At 63.5% G+C, this 14777-nt stretch carries 13 protein-coding genes and 1 riboswitch; of the genes, 10 read left to right on the forward strand and 3 right to left on the reverse strand.

Annotated elements, in window-relative coordinates; translation table 11 throughout:
- Positions 1–9: 9 nt before the first annotated feature.
- Positions 10–1278: a lipid IV(A) 3-deoxy-D-manno-octulosonic acid transferase gene (waaA, locus tag LOY54_RS02300; protein WP_258609077.1), complete on the forward strand. Its 1269-nt coding sequence runs from the start codon at positions 10–12 to the stop codon at positions 1276–1278.
- Here the strand turns inward: waaA and LOY54_RS02305 are convergent.
- The gene (locus LOY54_RS02305) at positions 1275–2498 is read right to left on the reverse strand and encodes a hypothetical protein (protein WP_258609079.1); all 1224 of its coding nucleotides are present in this window, start codon (positions 2496–2498) and stop codon (positions 1275–1277) included. The two genes, waaA and LOY54_RS02305, sit on opposite strands and share 4 nt — an antisense overlap.
- Before the next feature lie 147 nt (positions 2499–2645).
- Positions 2646–4079, reverse strand: coding sequence for a TolC family outer membrane protein (locus LOY54_RS02310; RefSeq protein WP_045193767.1), 1434 nt, complete (start codon positions 4077–4079; stop codon positions 2646–2648).
- 141 nt (positions 4080–4220) lie between these two features.
- Positions 4221–4325, forward strand: a riboswitch (TPP riboswitch).
- A gap of 157 nt (positions 4326–4482) precedes the next feature.
- Here LOY54_RS02310 and thiC point away from each other — a divergent pair.
- A complete protein-coding gene (thiC, locus tag LOY54_RS02315) occupies positions 4483–6369 on the forward strand; it encodes a phosphomethylpyrimidine synthase ThiC (RefSeq protein ID WP_258609081.1) in 1887 nt (628 codons plus the stop codon).
- A 99-nt stretch (positions 6370–6468) separates the two neighbouring features.
- On the forward strand, positions 6469–7761 hold the full coding sequence (cytX, locus tag LOY54_RS02320; protein ID WP_258609083.1) for a putative hydroxymethylpyrimidine transporter CytX: 1293 nt from the start codon (positions 6469–6471) through the stop codon (positions 7759–7761).
- Here the strand turns inward: cytX and LOY54_RS02325 are convergent.
- Positions 7730–8476 carry an RsiV family protein gene (locus tag LOY54_RS02325; protein WP_258609085.1) on the reverse strand — a complete coding sequence of 249 codons (747 nt, stop codon included), beginning with the start codon at positions 8474–8476 and terminating at the stop codon, positions 7730–7732. The two genes, cytX and LOY54_RS02325, sit on opposite strands and share 32 nt — an antisense overlap.
- Positions 8477–8662: 186 nt before the next feature.
- Between LOY54_RS02325 and LOY54_RS02330 the strand changes: the two genes are divergently transcribed.
- The 7 genes from LOY54_RS02330 to LOY54_RS02360 all read left to right on the forward strand — a co-directional run bounded on the left by LOY54_RS02330 (position 8663) and on the right by LOY54_RS02360 (position 14776).
- Complete coding sequence (locus LOY54_RS02330) at positions 8663–9283, forward strand: NUDIX domain-containing protein (protein ID WP_093376764.1); 621 nt, start codon at positions 8663–8665, stop codon at positions 9281–9283.
- Positions 9274–9726, forward strand: coding sequence for a DUF1249 domain-containing protein (locus tag LOY54_RS02335; RefSeq protein ID WP_045193762.1), 453 nt, complete (start codon positions 9274–9276; stop codon positions 9724–9726). Before LOY54_RS02330 ends, LOY54_RS02335 begins: the two co-directional genes overlap by 10 nt.
- An 84-nt stretch (positions 9727–9810) precedes the next feature.
- Positions 9811–10626 carry a 3',5'-cyclic-AMP phosphodiesterase gene (gene cpdA / locus LOY54_RS02340; protein ID WP_258609087.1) on the forward strand — a complete coding sequence of 272 codons (816 nt, stop codon included), beginning with the start codon at positions 9811–9813 and terminating at the stop codon, positions 10624–10626.
- A gap of 102 nt (positions 10627–10728) precedes the next feature.
- Complete coding sequence (locus LOY54_RS02345; protein ID WP_045193759.1) at positions 10729–11337, forward strand: YqiA/YcfP family alpha/beta fold hydrolase; 609 nt, start codon at positions 10729–10731, stop codon at positions 11335–11337.
- Positions 11338–11373: 36 nt separating this feature from the next.
- Positions 11374–13278 (forward strand): DNA topoisomerase IV subunit B, encoded by a 1905-nt coding sequence (gene parE, locus LOY54_RS02350; RefSeq protein WP_195885544.1) that lies wholly within the window; start codon positions 11374–11376, stop codon positions 13276–13278.
- Entirely contained in the window at positions 13275–14261 is a 987-nt protein-coding gene (locus LOY54_RS02355) for an esterase-like activity of phytase family protein (protein ID WP_258609096.1), read from the forward strand. The genes parE and LOY54_RS02355 overlap by 4 nt, the downstream gene beginning before the upstream one ends.
- Positions 14258–14776: a TIGR02281 family clan AA aspartic protease gene (locus tag LOY54_RS02360; RefSeq protein WP_045193755.1), complete on the forward strand. Its 519-nt coding sequence runs from the start codon at positions 14258–14260 to the stop codon at positions 14774–14776. The genes LOY54_RS02355 and LOY54_RS02360 overlap by 4 nt, the downstream gene beginning before the upstream one ends.
- Position 14777 lies beyond the last annotated feature (1 nt).

Consider the following 14777-nt stretch of genomic DNA (forward strand, 5'->3'; position numbering starts at 1 on the left):
TTCGGCGCCATGAACAGAACCCTCTATACCTTGCTGTTTCACCTGGGCCTGCCGCTGGTTGCGCTGCGCCTGTTCCTGCGTTCGCGCAAGGCGCCGGCCTATGGGCAGCGCATCGCCGAGCGTTTTGCCTGCAAGCTGCCGGCCATGGCCAAAGGTGGCATCTGGGTGCACGCGGTGTCGGTGGGCGAGAGCATTGCCGCCGCGCCGATGATTCGCGCCTTGCTGCAGGCTTATCCACAGCTGCCGATCACCATCACCTGCATGACCCCGACCGGTTCTGAGCGGGTGCGGGTGATGTTCGCCGACGAGCCGCGCATCCAGCACTGCTACCTGCCCTACGACTTGCCCTGGGCCGCCGGGCGCTTTCTCGATCACGTGCAGCCCAGGCTTGCGGTGATCATGGAGACCGAGCTGTGGCCTAACCACATTCACCAGTGCGCCAAGCGCGGTATTCCGGTGGCCCTAGCCAATGCGCGGTTGTCCGAGCGTTCGGCGCGGGGCTATGCGCGCTTTGCTGGCCTGACCCGACCGATGCTGGCCGAGATGAGCCTGGTCGCGGTACAGACCGAAACCGAAGCCCAGCGCTTTCGCCAGTTGGGCGCGCGACCGGAATGTGTGCAGGTAACCGGCTCGATCAAGTTTGACCTGAGCATTGACGAGCAGCTGTTGCCGCGCGCCCGAGCCCTGCGTGAGCAGTGGCAGGCCGGCCAGCGGCCGGTATGGATCGCGGCCAGTACCCATGAAGGCGAGGACCCGATCATCCTCGCTGCCCACCGGCAGTTGCGCGAACATCATGCCGACGCCTTGCTGATCCTTGTGCCGCGTCACCCGGAGCGCTTTAACAGCGTGTTCGAGCTGTGCCGCGGGCAGTTGCCGACCGTGCGCCGTTCCAGTGGTGAAGCGGTCGCGGCTGATACCGCAGTGCTGCTCGGCGACACCATGGGCGAGCTGCTGTTTCTCTATGCCCTGGCCGATATCGCCTTCGTAGGCGGCAGCCTGGTGGCCAATGGCGGGCACAACCTGCTGGAGCCGGCGGCGCTGTCGCTGCCGGTGCTCAGTGGCCCGCATCTGTTCAACTTCCTGGAAATTGCGGCGATGCTGCGCGAGGCCGGCGCCTTGCAGGAAGTCGATGATGCCCAGGGGCTGGCGGCCGAAGTTCGCCGACTGATTGAGTTGCCGCGGGATGCGCAGCGCATGGGCGCGGCGGGGTTGGCGGTGATGAAGGCCAACCAGGGGGCCTTGCAGCGGCTGCTGGCTGGGTTGGGCCGGTTGCTCTAGTCTTTGGTATTCAGGGAGTAGCCGGCCACCAGTCCTTCATGCCCGCTGCCATCGAACTTGCGAATGCGTCCGCCGATCAGCAGATTGCCTGGTATCAGGTACATGCCGTAAGCCGATGCAGCGACTGGCCCAAGGCTCCAGCCGTTATCGGCGAAGCCTTTATCCAGTTCACCATTGGCACGATAGGCCGCCGTGAAGTAGCGCGGATCGGCGCCGCCTTGCTTCGTCGTCTGACCGACAGCGTGGATGCGCTCTTCGATCTGCGGGATCAGCCGCGATGTCACATAGCGAAAGTCGCCTTGCCGTCCGCCGGGGGCCAGTAGCACCGGGAAGTCGGGAAGAACATCACCCGCTGCGGACAAACGCGCCAACAGGCTTGAGTTGTGATTGTCTCGCGTTGCCAGGCCGGCGACAGTGAAGACCCGCGGGATGGCCGTGGATACCGTCATCAAACGGACTCTGCTTGCGCCTGGATAGGTGATCAGTCTCGAACCCTGCTCGGCGAAGGTTATGTCGAGCTCGCCCGTGAGCGTGTAACGGGCGACGCAGCCACTGTTACCGGCATCACCTGCGACGATGATCTTGTCGTCGAGCAGTATGGCGCCGGTCAGCTCGAAGTTTTCCACGGGTTTGGGCAGGAGGTAGCCGGTTTCGGCAAATGCCGGGTCCAGAGCGCCGTCGGGTAGCAAACGGATCAAGTAGCCAGTATCTGCCGAGGCGAGCAGATAGCCGCCTTGTGGAAGGGGGATTGCATTCAAGCCGGCATCACTGGAAGTTCGCAGCTCCTGCGGGCTTTCAGCCCCTGATGAGCGTGATCTACCCTTGCTGGAGAGCTGTTCCAGCACCAGCTTGCCGTTACTCGCGAAGCTGTCGTCGGGGTGGCCGTTTTCGTCGAACCTTGCCATCGCCGCGTAGATATCGTCAGCGAACAGCACCCCGGCGAGCACAACTTTGCCGTCAGTTGCCTGCTGGTATGCCGATAATGCAAAAAAGATCGTGTCCTCGCCGAATGAAAACGTATCTTCGATGACGCCCTGGTTGCCAAAGCTCGTATCCAGGCTGCCATCAGAGTTCAAACGGGCGAGGGTGAAGTCGGAGGTCTCGTCAACAGAGTCACCGAACACCATGATCTTGCCCAGCCGCACTGGGCAGAGGGTGCCAAGGCCTTCGGTGAAGTCCAGCCTGGAAATCCAGGTGGGCGCTTGCGGTGCGGTAGCCATGCTATATCGCTCCTGAGCCTTCCCCAATGGAAGTAGTCAGGCGCAATGTAGGAAGCAGGAGGAGGCTTGGATACTGGTAAAAATATCAGGTAAGGCCAGCTTCCAGGCAGGCGTGGCCGCGAGGTTTTAGCCTCGCAGCCGTCGTTTTCAGGGCCGGGCTTCGAAGTTGGCCTTGGCCGCTGCTGCCAGGTCTGGCGGCAGGAAGTCCTTGTCCGGGTTGTAGTCCGGTTTCAGGTAGCGGCTCAAATCGCTCAGGTCCTGCGGGCTCAAGGTGCCGGCGGCTTGCTTGAGGCGCAGGTTGTCGAGGATGTAGTCGTAGCGGGTGTTGTTGTAGTCACGCACCGAGGTGTACAGCTGGCGCTGGGCATCGAGCACGTCGACGATGTTGCGGGTACCGACCTGGTAGCCAATTTCGGTGGCTTCCAGGGCGCTCTGGTTGGAGATGATCGACTGCTTGCGCGCTTGCACCTGCTCGACGTCGGTGTTCACCGCGCGGTGCAGGTTGCGGGTGTTTTCCACCACCTGGCGGCGCAGGCTCTCGCGCTGCTGCTCGCTCTGGCTCAGGCGCTGGTAAGCCTCGCGCACCTGCGAGCTGGTCAGGCCGCCGCTGTAGATCGGAATGTTCAACTGCAGGCCGATGCTGGTCTGCTCGACATCGCCGCTGTAGTTCTGCCCGGTGAGGTTGGGGTTGGAAAAGCCCAGGCTGTCGTTGTCGCCCTTCTGGTAGCGCGCTACCGCATCGACGGTCGGCGCGTGCCCGGCCTTGCGCTGGCGCAGGGTCTCTTCGGCGGCGCTCACCGCGTAGTTGGTGGCCAGCAGGTTGAGGTTCTGCTTGCCGGCAGTCTCGACCCAGGCTTTGGCGTCGTTCGGCACCGGCAGTTGCACCGGCAAGGTGTGGACGATGCCCTGCACCGAGTTGTAGTCGCGGTTGGTCAGGGTGATCAGCGCCTCGAAGGCGTCGTCGACCTGGCGCTGGGCAACGATGCGGTTGGCCCGGGCGGTGTCGTAGCTGGCCTGGGACTGCAGCACGTCGGTCTTGTCCGACAGGCCAACGTCAAAACGTTCGTTGGACTGGTCGAGCTGGCGCTTGAACGCCGCTTCCTCGGCCTTGGTCGAGGCCAGGGTGTCCTGGGCGCGTAGCACGGCGAAATAGTTTTCGGCGCTTTGCAGGATCAGGTTCTGCTCGGTGGCCGACAGCTCCAGTGCCGCCTGTTCGTTGACCGCTTCGGCCGCCTGCAACTGGAACCAGCGATCAGCGCGAAAGACCGGCTGGGCCAGGGTCGCGGACCAGGAGTTGCCGCTGCGGTTGGCGGTAATCGAAGGGCTGTCGATCTTGGTGCGGTTGTTCATCATTTCGGCGCCGGCCGAAAGGTTCGGCAGCAGGCCGGCGCGGGCCTGGGGCACCACTTCCTTCTGGGCGCCGTAGTTGGCGCGGGCAGCCGCCAGGTCGGCGTTATTGTTCACGGCTTCCTGATAGACACTGACCAGGTCGGTCTTCGCCGACAGGGGCACGTCCGCTGCCCAGGCCATTCCGTTGGTAGCACAAGACACGGCAAGGGCCAGTGAAAGTTTGCGCAGCATAGGGCAATCCTTGAACGGTGAGAATTTCTGAACTGGTGAGTGTAGTTGCGCAGCCATTTTGCAACAATCCGCTATTTGCGCCATTTATCGTGTCCATGTCCAGGTGCTTGGCTTTGTATGCCACTCCAGCTTAGACTGGCCGCGTTCTTGTCGGGGTGCCTTGTGTTGAGGCTGAGATCGGATAATCCGGATCCCGTTGAACCTGATCAGGTTAGCGCCTGCGTAGGGAACAAGATTTCTCGCTTTCCCGGCGAGTCTCTTGTGCCAGGTCCGGGAATGTCGAGTCAGCCACCACAGCTGCAGGCATCACCGCGCATTTGGCACAGCACCACCCATGGTGCGTCCGTGCCTTTCAGGTTCTCCCCGACATTCCACTGCTAGGAAGCCGTCTGGAGAGCCTGTGATGAGTAAACAAGAAAAATATACCAATCTGAGTGAATCGGCCCGGGTCGATCAACAATCCGTACAGCCATTCACCCGCTCGCGCAAAATCTATGTCGAAGGCTCGCGCCCGGACATCCGCGTGCCCATGCGTGAAATCAGCCTCGACGACACCCCGACCGACTTCGGCGGCGAAGCCAACGCCCCGGTACTGGTCTACGACACTTCCGGCCCCTACACCGACCCTAGCGTTATCATCGACGTGCGCAAGGGCCTGGGCGACGTACGCTCGGCCTGGATCGACGCCCGTGGCGATACCGAGCGCCTGGCCGGCCTGTCGTCGGACTTCGGCCAGCAGCGCCTGGCCGATGCCGAGCTGACCAAGCTGCGTTTTGCCCACGTGCGCAATCCGCGCCGGGCCAAGGCCGGCGCCAACGTCAGCCAGATGCACTACGCCCGCCAGGGCATCATCACCGCCGAGATGGAATACGTTGCCATCCGCGAAAACATGAAGCTGCAAGAAGCCCGTGCCGCCGGCCTGCTTGGCCAACAGCATGCCGGGCACAGCTTCGGCGCGAGCATCCCGAAAGAAATCACCGCCGAATTCGTCCGCGAAGAAATCGCCCGCGGCCGCGCGATCATCCCGGCCAACATCAACCACGTGGAGCTGGAGCCGATGATCATCGGCCGCAACTTCCTGGTGAAGATCAACGGCAACATCGGTAACAGCGCCCTGGGCTCGTCCATCGAAGAAGAAGTGGCCAAGCTGACCTGGGGCATCCGCTGGGGCTCGGACACGGTGATGGACCTGTCCACCGGCAAGCACATCCACGAAACCCGCGAGTGGATCATCCGCAACTCGCCAGTGCCAATCGGTACCGTACCGATCTACCAGGCCCTTGAGAAGGTCAATGGCGTGGCCGAAGACCTGACCTGGGAGCTGTTTCGCGACACCCTGATCGAACAGGCCGAGCAAGGCGTTGACTACTTCACCATCCACGCCGGCGTACTGCTGCGCTATGTGCCGCTGACCGCCAAGCGCGTCACCGGCATCGTCAGCCGCGGTGGCTCGATCATGGCCAAGTGGTGCCTGGCGCACCACAAAGAGAACTTCCTCTACACCCACTTCGACGAAATCTGCGAAATCATGAAGGCCTACGACGTCAGCTTCTCGCTCGGCGATGGCCTGCGTCCGGGCTCGATTGCCGACGCCAACGACGAAGCGCAGTTCGGCGAACTGGAAACCCTCGGCGAGCTGACCAAGATCGCCTGGAAGCATGACGTCCAGTGCATGATCGAAGGCCCGGGCCACGTGCCGATGCAGCTGATCAAGGAGAACATGGACAAGCAGCTCGAATGCTGCGACGAAGCGCCGTTCTACACCCTTGGCCCGCTGACCACCGACATTGCCCCGGGCTACGATCACATTACCTCGGGCATCGGTGCGGCGATGATCGGCTGGTTCGGTTGCGCCATGCTCTGCTACGTGACGCCCAAGGAACACCTGGGCCTGCCGAACAAGGATGACGTCAAGACCGGCATCATCACCTACAAGATCGCCGCCCATGCCGCCGACCTCGCCAAGGGCCATCCCGGCGCGCAGATCCGCGACAACGCACTGTCCAAGGCGCGCTTCGAATTCCGCTGGGAAGACCAGTTCAACCTCGGCCTGGACCCGGACACCGCACGCAGCTTCCATGACGAAACCCTGCCCAAGGATTCGGCCAAGGTCGCGCACTTCTGCTCGATGTGCGGGCCGAAGTTCTGCTCGATGAAGATCACCCAGGAAGTGCGTGAATACGCTGCCAACCAGCGCATCGAAGCGGTGGACGTGGCGCTCGAGGATGGCATGCGCGAGCAGGCCGAGCGGTTCCGCCAGGAAGGCAGCCAGTTGTACAAAAAAGTCTGACCCGATTAACGGGTAAAACCTGCTCCCCCTGTGGGAGCGGGCTCGACCCGCGATAGGGCCTTAAAGAACAACTACTTCCCTCCTGTCGAGACCACACTCGTGAGCACACCCAGCCAGTTTTCCCCCGATCACCCGGTCAGCGCCGAGCAACGCGTGCTCAGCGGCCGCGACCTCTGTTCCTTGTGGTTTTCCCTCGGCATCGGCCTGATGGTGCTGCAGACCGGTGCTTTGCTCGGCCCCGGCCTGGGCCTGGCCAATGCTGTGCTGGCGATCATCGTCGGCACCAGCGTCGGCGTGCTGCTGCTCGCCGCGGTCGCGGTCATCGGCAGTGATACCGGCCTGTCGTCGATGGCCGCCCTGCGCCGCAGCCTGGGCAGCAACGGTGCGCGTCTGCCGGCGATGCTCAACCTGCTGCAGTTGATTGGCTGGGGCTCGTTCGAAATCATCGTCATGCGCGATGCCGCCAGCCTGCTTGGCGAGCGCGCCTTCGGCGAAGGCAGCGTGCTGACCAATCCGTTGCTGTGGACCTTGTGCTTCGGCGCGCTGGCCACCTTGCTGGCGGTCAGCGGGCCGTTGACCTTCGTGCGCAAGATTTTGCGCAAGTGGGGCATCTGGCTGCTGATCGGCGCCTGCCTGTGGCTGACCTGGAACCTGTTTGCCAAGGCCGACCTGGCCGCGCTGTGGGCGCGCGCCGGTGATGGTTCGATGCCGCTGGCGATCGGCATTGATATTGCCATCGCCATGCCGCTGTCGTGGCTGCCATTGATTGCCGACTACTCACGCTTCAGCCAGCGTGCCAGCCGGGTGTTTGCCGGCACGGCGCTGGGCTACTTCATTGGTAACGTGTGGATGATGAGCCTGGGCGTGGCCTACACCCTGGCCTTTGCCCCGGCGGGCGAGGTCAATACCTTGCTGCTGGCCCTGGCTGGCGCCGGCCTGGGCATTCCGTTGCTGCTGATCCTGCTCGATGAGTCGGAAAAAGCCTTTGCCGATATTCACTCGGCGGCGGTCTCCACAGGTTTTCTGCTGCGCCTGAAGGTCGAGCACCTGGCCCTGGCCATTGGCGTGCTGTGCACCCTGATCGCCAGCTTGGCGCCGCTGGCGCAGTACCAGAACTTCCTGTTGCTGATCGGCTCGGTGTTCGCGCCGCTGTTCGGCGTGGTGCTGGTCGATCACTTCATCGTCCGCCGCCGGCGCAGCGATTCAAGCCCGATCCACAGCCTGCACTGGCCGGCATTGCTGGCCTGGGTGATTGGTGTGGGCGCTTACCACTTGCTGGCGCACTACGCGCCGAACGTCGGCTCGACCCTGCCGGCCTTGCTGCTGGCAGGGGTGGTCTATTGGGCCGCCGCGCCGGCAGTCAGCCGCGACCGGGAAACAACTCCGGCCTGATCACGCCGTTCAGGCGCGGGTAGGGGATTTTCAGCTCGATATGGCCCATGGAGTACGGGGCGATGGCATAGACCTCGTACTTCAGCACCACCGCGCCGTAGGTCAGGGCGATGTGCGGGGTCTGGCGGAACGGCCAGGTCTTGACGAACTCGGCGTCCTTGTCCATGCCGGTGCTGATCAGCCAGCCTTTGTGGGCTTCTTCGGCGGTCTTCCAGAAGGTCGCTTCCTGGCCCGGCACCAGCATGTCCTGCAGGCTCAGCACTTTGTCCTGCTGGCGCGAATAGTTGATGAAGCCGCGTCCGGGCATGCCGTGGGCGCCGCCGGTGTCCAGGTAGCTGGACAGTTCGATGATCACCAGTCCGTCATGCTGCTCGCGTACCTTGGCTTGCAGGTAGCTGCTGTTGCGGCTTTGCGCGCTGGCCATGAACTGCTCTTCGTAGGCTTTGAGCGAGCTGGGCAGGGCGCTGCGCTCGTTGTCCTGGGTCAGTTGCAGCAGGCGTTTCTCGACGATCCCGTCCAGCTTGGGGTTGGCCGGGAAGTGGATGGTGTCGATGTTGACCAGCGGGCAATCGGCATTGTTGCAACCGGGCTTGATGTGCTCCCAACGGTCGCGCTTGACCTCCAGCGGCGTGCGCATGTTGGGCTGGAACAGGCTCTGACAAGCGCCAAGGGCCAGGGCCAGCACGGCCACGGAAGTCAGTTTCACAAGCGTCATGATGATCCTTGTAAGGCAAAGGTGATCGGACTTGGACCGTCGGCAAGGCCTTCAGTTCGCCACTAAGCTGAATAGACCAGCGGGGTGCCTATCCTCGCAGCCTGGACGGTATCTTTAAAGAGGTGAAACGCAGCGGTACGCAGGTTAGGATGGCGCGATGCGGTAAATGAGGTAATGAGGATTCCCATGTCTGACACGTTCAACAACGCTGTGCCCAGCCAGGTCGAGATCGTCGATCGGGCCACTTGCTACAAGGGCTTCTACCGCCTCGACAAGGTGCGCCTGCGCCACGAGCTGTTCGCCGGTGGCATGGGTCGTGAGATCAGCCGCGAGCTGTTCGTGCGCCATGATGCGGTGTGTGTGCTGCCTTACGACGCCCAGCGCGACGAAGTGGTGCTGATCGAGCAGTTTCGCGTCGGCGCCATTGGCAAGGTCGACAACCCCTGGCTGATCGAACTGGTCGCCGGTCTGATCGACAAGGACGAACAACCGGAAGAAGTTGCACACCGTGAGGCCGAGGAGGAAGCTGGGCTGGTGTTCAGTACGCTGTGGCCGATGACCCGGTATTTCCCGTCACCGGGCGGCAGCGACGAGTTTGTGCATCTTTACCTGGGCCGTTGCAGCAGCGTTGGGGCCGGTGGCCTGCACGGGCTGGAAGAAGAAGGCGAGGATATTCGCGTGAAGGTCTGGGCGTTCGAGGATGCGCTGCAGGCCGTGCGCGACGGCAAAATTGCCAACGCGGCAACCATCATTGCCTTGCAATGGCTGGCCTTGAACCGCGCTGAAGTCAGGGGGCTATGGTCGTGAATCTGCTGCGCGAGCGCTACCGGGTAGATCTGGTCGGGTTGCAGGCTGCCTGCGAGGCCAACTATGCGCGCCTGATGCGCCTGCTGCCCGACATGCGCAGCACCCAGAGCTCGCGCCGGATCGGCATGACCCAGGGCGACCAGATGCTTGGCGTGCTGGTCCTCGATGTAGTGCTCGCCTGTCCCTACACCACCACCTTGCGCGTGCGCCAGGAGCACAGCCTGCCCTGGCTGCCGGTGCCGCAGCTGGAGGTGCAGGTCTACCACGACGCGCGCATGGCCGAAGTGGTCAGCGCCGAGCACGCCCGGCGTTTTCGCAGTATCTATCCGTACCCCAATGCGGCCATGCACCAGCCGGACGAAAAGGCCCAGCTGAATCTGTTCCTCGGTGAATGGCTGAGCCATTGCCTGGCCTGTGGCCATGAGTTGGCCGTCGTTCGCTGAAATGTGATGACGGTCGTTTTCGAGTATTTGCTCAACGCCCGCCAGCCGCCATAATCGCGCTGAATCCGTTCAAGGAGTCGGCCCTTGCCGCAACCATCGATCCCCCCTAGCGACGCGCCGGTGTACCTGGTGCAACTGACCGACAGTCATTTGTTTGCCGACGCGCAAGGCACGCTGCTGGGCATGAATACCCGCGACAGCCTGCAGCGGGTGATCGAGCGGGTACGCGACGAGCAGCCGCGGATCGACCTGCTGCTGGCCACCGGCGATTTATCCCAGGATGGCTCGGTCGAGTCCTACCGCTGTTTTCGTGACCTGACCGCGAGCCTTGAGGCCCCCGCGCGCTGGCTCGCCGGCAACCATGACGAGCCGCTGCCAATGGAACAGGCGGCGCAGGGCACTGATTTGCTTGATCCGCAGGTGGATATCGGCAATTGGCGAATCCTCATGCTCAACTCGGCGGTGGCCGGTTCGGTGCCGGGCTTGCTCGATGACGGCCAGCTCAGGTTGCTAAAGAGCGCCTTGGACGAAGCGCCCGAGCGCCATCACCTGATCTGTTTCCATCACCAACCGGTATCTATCGACTGCGCCTGGATGGCGCCGATCGGCTTGCGCAACGCCGACGCACTGTTTGCTGTGCTGCAAGGTTATCCACAGGTACGGGCCTTGCTCTGGGGCCATATTCACCAGGAGTGGGACCAGGTTCGCGACGGCGTGCGGCTATTGGCCTCACCCTCGACCTGCATCCAGTTCGAGCCGCGCAGCGAAGGCTTCAAAGTCGGCGAGCAGGCCCCCGGCTACCGCTGGCTGCGCCTGCAGGCGGACGGCTCGATCGACACCGGCGTGTCGCGGGTCAGCGACTTCGAATTCACCGTCGACTACGAAGGCGATGGCTATTAAGTGTTGCCAAATCGCTGAAACTGCTGCATCTGCCGTCTAACAGGCTAAAATGCGCGCTTTCCTGCCTGGCGATCCAGGCACTCAAGGCGCATCGGGGGCGGCATGTCGGGTTCGATTCTCTATATTCACGGGTTCAACAGCGCGCCGTCGTCGAAGAAGGCCAGCCAGCTGGTAGCGGTCATGGCCCAGTTGGGGCTGGCCGAGCGCCTGCGCGTGCCGGCCCTGCATCATCATCCGCGCCAGGCCATCGCCCAGCTTGAGGCGGCGATTGCCGAGCTCGAATCGCCATTACTGGTCGGCAGCTCGCTCGGCGGCTACTATGCCACCCATCTGGCCGAGCGCCACGGGCTCAAGGCCCTGCTGGTCAACCCGGCGATCAACCCGCACCGGCTGTTCGACGGCTACCTGGGGCCGCAGCAGAACCTCTATACCGGCGAAACCTGGGAACTGACCCTGGACCACGTGCAGGCTCTGGCCGAGCTGGAAGTGCCGGCGCCGACCGATGCCGGGCGCTTTCAAGTGTGGCTGCAGACCGCCGATGAAACCCTGGACTACCGCCAGGCCGAGCAGTTCTACCGTGCCTGTGCACTGCGCATCCAGGCCGGTGGCGATCACAGCTTCCAGGGCTTTGCCGAACGCCTGCCAGCCCTGCTGAGCTTTGCCGGCATTGCCCCGCAGCAGTATCAAACACTCGATTTTTCTGTATTTTGATAACCTATTTTCACCCACGACTGACGACGAGAACCCATGGCCATTCCCAGCGCTAGTGCCTATAACGCAGACGCCATCGAAGTCCTCTCCGGCCTTGACCCGGTGCGCAAGCGCCCGGGCATGTACACCGACACCAGCCGGCCGAACCACCTGGCCCAGGAAGTGATCGACAACAGTGTCGACGAAGCCCTGGCCGGGCACGCCAAGTCGGTGCAGGTGATCCTCCACGCCGACCATTCCCTGGAAGTGTCCGACGATGGTCGCGGCATGCCGGTGGACATCCACCCTGAAGAGGGCGTGTCCGGGGTCGAGCTGATCCTCACCAAGCTGCACGCGGGTGGCAAGTTCTCGAACAAGAACTACCAGTTCTCCGGCGGCCTGCACGGGGTGGGTATTTCGGTGGTCAACGCCTTGTCCAGCCAGGTGCGGGTCAAGGTCAAGCGCGACGGCAACGAGTACCAGATGACCTTCGCCGATGGCTACAAGGCCACCGAGCTTGAAGTAGTCGGCAGCGTTGGCAAGCGCAACACCGGCACCAGCGTGTACTTCGCCCCGGACCCCAAGTATTTCGATTCGCCGAAATTCTCCATCAGCCGCCTCAAGCACGTGCTCAAGGCCAAGGCTGTGTTGTGCCCGGGGCTGCTGGTCAGCTTCGAAGACAAAGGCACCGGCGAGAAGGTCGAGTGGCACTACGAAGACGGCCTGCGCTCCTATCTGGTCGATTCGGTCAGCGAGTTCCTGCGCCTGCCCGACGAGCCGTTCTGCGGCAGCCTGGCCGGTAACAAAGAGGCGGTCGACTGGGCCCTGCTGTGGCTGCCCGAAGGCGGCGACAGTGTTCAGGAAAGCTACGTCAACCTGATCCCCACGGCCCAGGGCGGTACCCACGTCAATGGCCTGCGCCAGGGTCTGCTCGATGCCATGCGCGAGTTCTGCGAGTTCCGCAACCTGTTGCCGCGCGGCGTCAAGCTGGCGCCGGAAGACGTCTGGGAGCGCATCAGCTTCGTGCTTTCGATGAAAATGCAGGAGCCGCAGTTCTCCGGGCAGACCAAAGAGCGTCTGTCCTCGCGCGAGGCTGCCGCGTTCGTTTCTGGCGTGGTCAAGGATGCCTTCAGCCTGTGGCTCAACGCTCACCCGGAGGTGGGCATGCAGCTGGCGGAGCTGGCGATCAACAACGCCGGCCGGCGCCTGAAGGCGAGCAAGAAGGTCGAGCGCAAGCGCGTCACCCAGGGGCCGGCACTGCCGGGCAAGCTGGCCGACTGCGCCGGCCAGGACCCGATGCGCGCCGAGCTGTTCCTGGTTGAGGGTGACTCGGCCGGCGGTTCGGCCAAGCAGGCGCGGGACAAAGAGTTCCAGGCCATCCTGCCGCTGCGCGGCAAGATCCTCAACACCTGGGAAGTCGATGGCGGCGAAGTCCTGGCCAGCCAGGAAGTGCATAACATTGCCGTGGCCATTGGCGTCGATCCCGGCGCTGCCGACATGAGCCAGTTGCGCTACGGCAAGATCTGCATCCTTGCCGACGCCGACTCCGACGGCCTACACATCGCCACCTTGCTCTGTGCATTGTTTGTCCAGCACTTCCGCCCGCTGGTCGAAGCCGGCCACGTCTATGTGGCCATGCCACCGCTGTACCGCATCGACCTGGGCAAGGAAATCTACTACGCCCTCGACGAAGCCGAACGCGACGGCATCCTCGACCGCCTGGTGGCCGAGAAGAAGCGCGGCAAGCCGCAGGTCACCCGATTCAAGGGCCTGGGTGAGATGAACCCGCCGCAACTGCGGGAAACCACCATGGACCCGAACACCCGACGCCTGGTCCAGCTGACCCTCGACGACCTGGACGGCACCCGCGAAATCATGGACATGCTGCTGGCCAAGAAGCGCGCCGGCGATCGCAAGAACTGGCTGGAATCCAAAGGCAACCTGGCCGAGGTCCTGGCTTGATACGTGTGGCCCTGACTGCGGCTCTGGCGCTGTTGACGCTTCCGGCACTGGCCGCGCCGTGGCCGGAGCTCAAGCTGGTCGCCGAACACCCGGTCGAGGGCATGCGTGGCGGCAATCTGTCTGGCCTGAGCGAATGCCGAGGCGGGCTGTGGGCGGTTTCCGACCGCGATGACGAGCTGCTTTACCGCCTGGATACCTCGGCTGCCGTCTGGCAAGCCGAAGCGCAGCACATGGAGGTACCGCCGGTACCGGACAGCGGTTTGCCCTGGGGCTTGCGCTCGCGCACCTGGGCTGCCGCGCAGGTGCGCGGCGGCGAGCTGGACTTCGAAGGCATCAGCTGCGATGCCGCCGGCAACCATTACCTGGTCAGTGAAGCCCATGCGGCCGTGCTGCAGGTACCAATGGAAGGCGCGCCCAACTGGCTGAGAATCGACCCGAGCATGGTCCGCCAGGCGCGCGCCAGCGGCATGCTGCTGCACTTCAATGCGTTGTTCGAAGGCCTGGCGGTAAGCCCGGCCGGTGACCGTATCTGGCTGGCGGCCGAGCGCGAGCGCCGCGGCCTGCTGCTGATCAACCGCCAGCAGACCACCTGGAACTGCGGCAACGGTTGCGTGCTGCTCAGCGAAGCCGGGGTCGAGATGCAGCCGCCGCAGATGCCCAGGCCGCGCCCGGTGTCGCGCGACTTTGCCGACCTGGCCCTGTTCAACGACAAGCTCTTTACCCTGGAGCGCAACGCCTATCGCATTTGCCGGCGTGATGCGCAGACAGCCAAGGTCGAGCGCTGCTGGTCGTTTGCCGCCGATGCCCTGGCCGAACCCCGGCGTTACTCGCAGCCATTCGGCCTGGCCGAGGCGCTGGTGATCGATGACAAGGGCGCCTGGATTGGCCTGGACAACAACGGTGCGACCCGCCAGGACGGCGAATCGCGACCGATTGTCTGGCGCTTTGCCGCGCCGGCCGGCGGCTGGAGTGGCAAATCGTGAGCCAGCCGCCGGGCAAGCGTGCTGGCCGGGTACTGCTGATTCTGGCCTGGGCGGCCGGATTGTTCCTGGCCACGCGCTTTTTCGGCGAATGGGAGCAGCGTCAGGCCAACCCCAATGCTGTGGTCACCTCGCAACACGGCGAGGGTTACATCGAAGTGCAACTGGCCGGTAACGGCCAGGGGCATTTCGTCGCCGATGGCCGGATCAACGGCCAGACGGTACATTTTCTGCTCGATACCGGGGCGACCGACGTGGCGATCCCCGAAGCCCTGGCCGGCAAGCTAGGCCTGGAGCGCGGTGCGCCGGTGATGTTGAGCACCGCCAATGGCCGCACCCAGGGCTACCGCACGCGCCTGGACCAGCTGCAGCTGGGCGATATCCTCCTGCGCAATGTGCGCGCGCTGGTGGTGCCGGGGCTCGATGGCGAACAGGTTTTACTGGGCATGAGTGCCCTGAAACAACTCGAATTTACCCAGCGTGGCGGCACCTTGCTGCTGCGCCAGAACCTGAAATGAT

The organism is Pseudomonas sp. B21-032, assembly GCF_024748965.1.
GTDB lineage: Bacteria > Pseudomonadota > Gammaproteobacteria > Pseudomonadales > Pseudomonadaceae > Aquipseudomonas.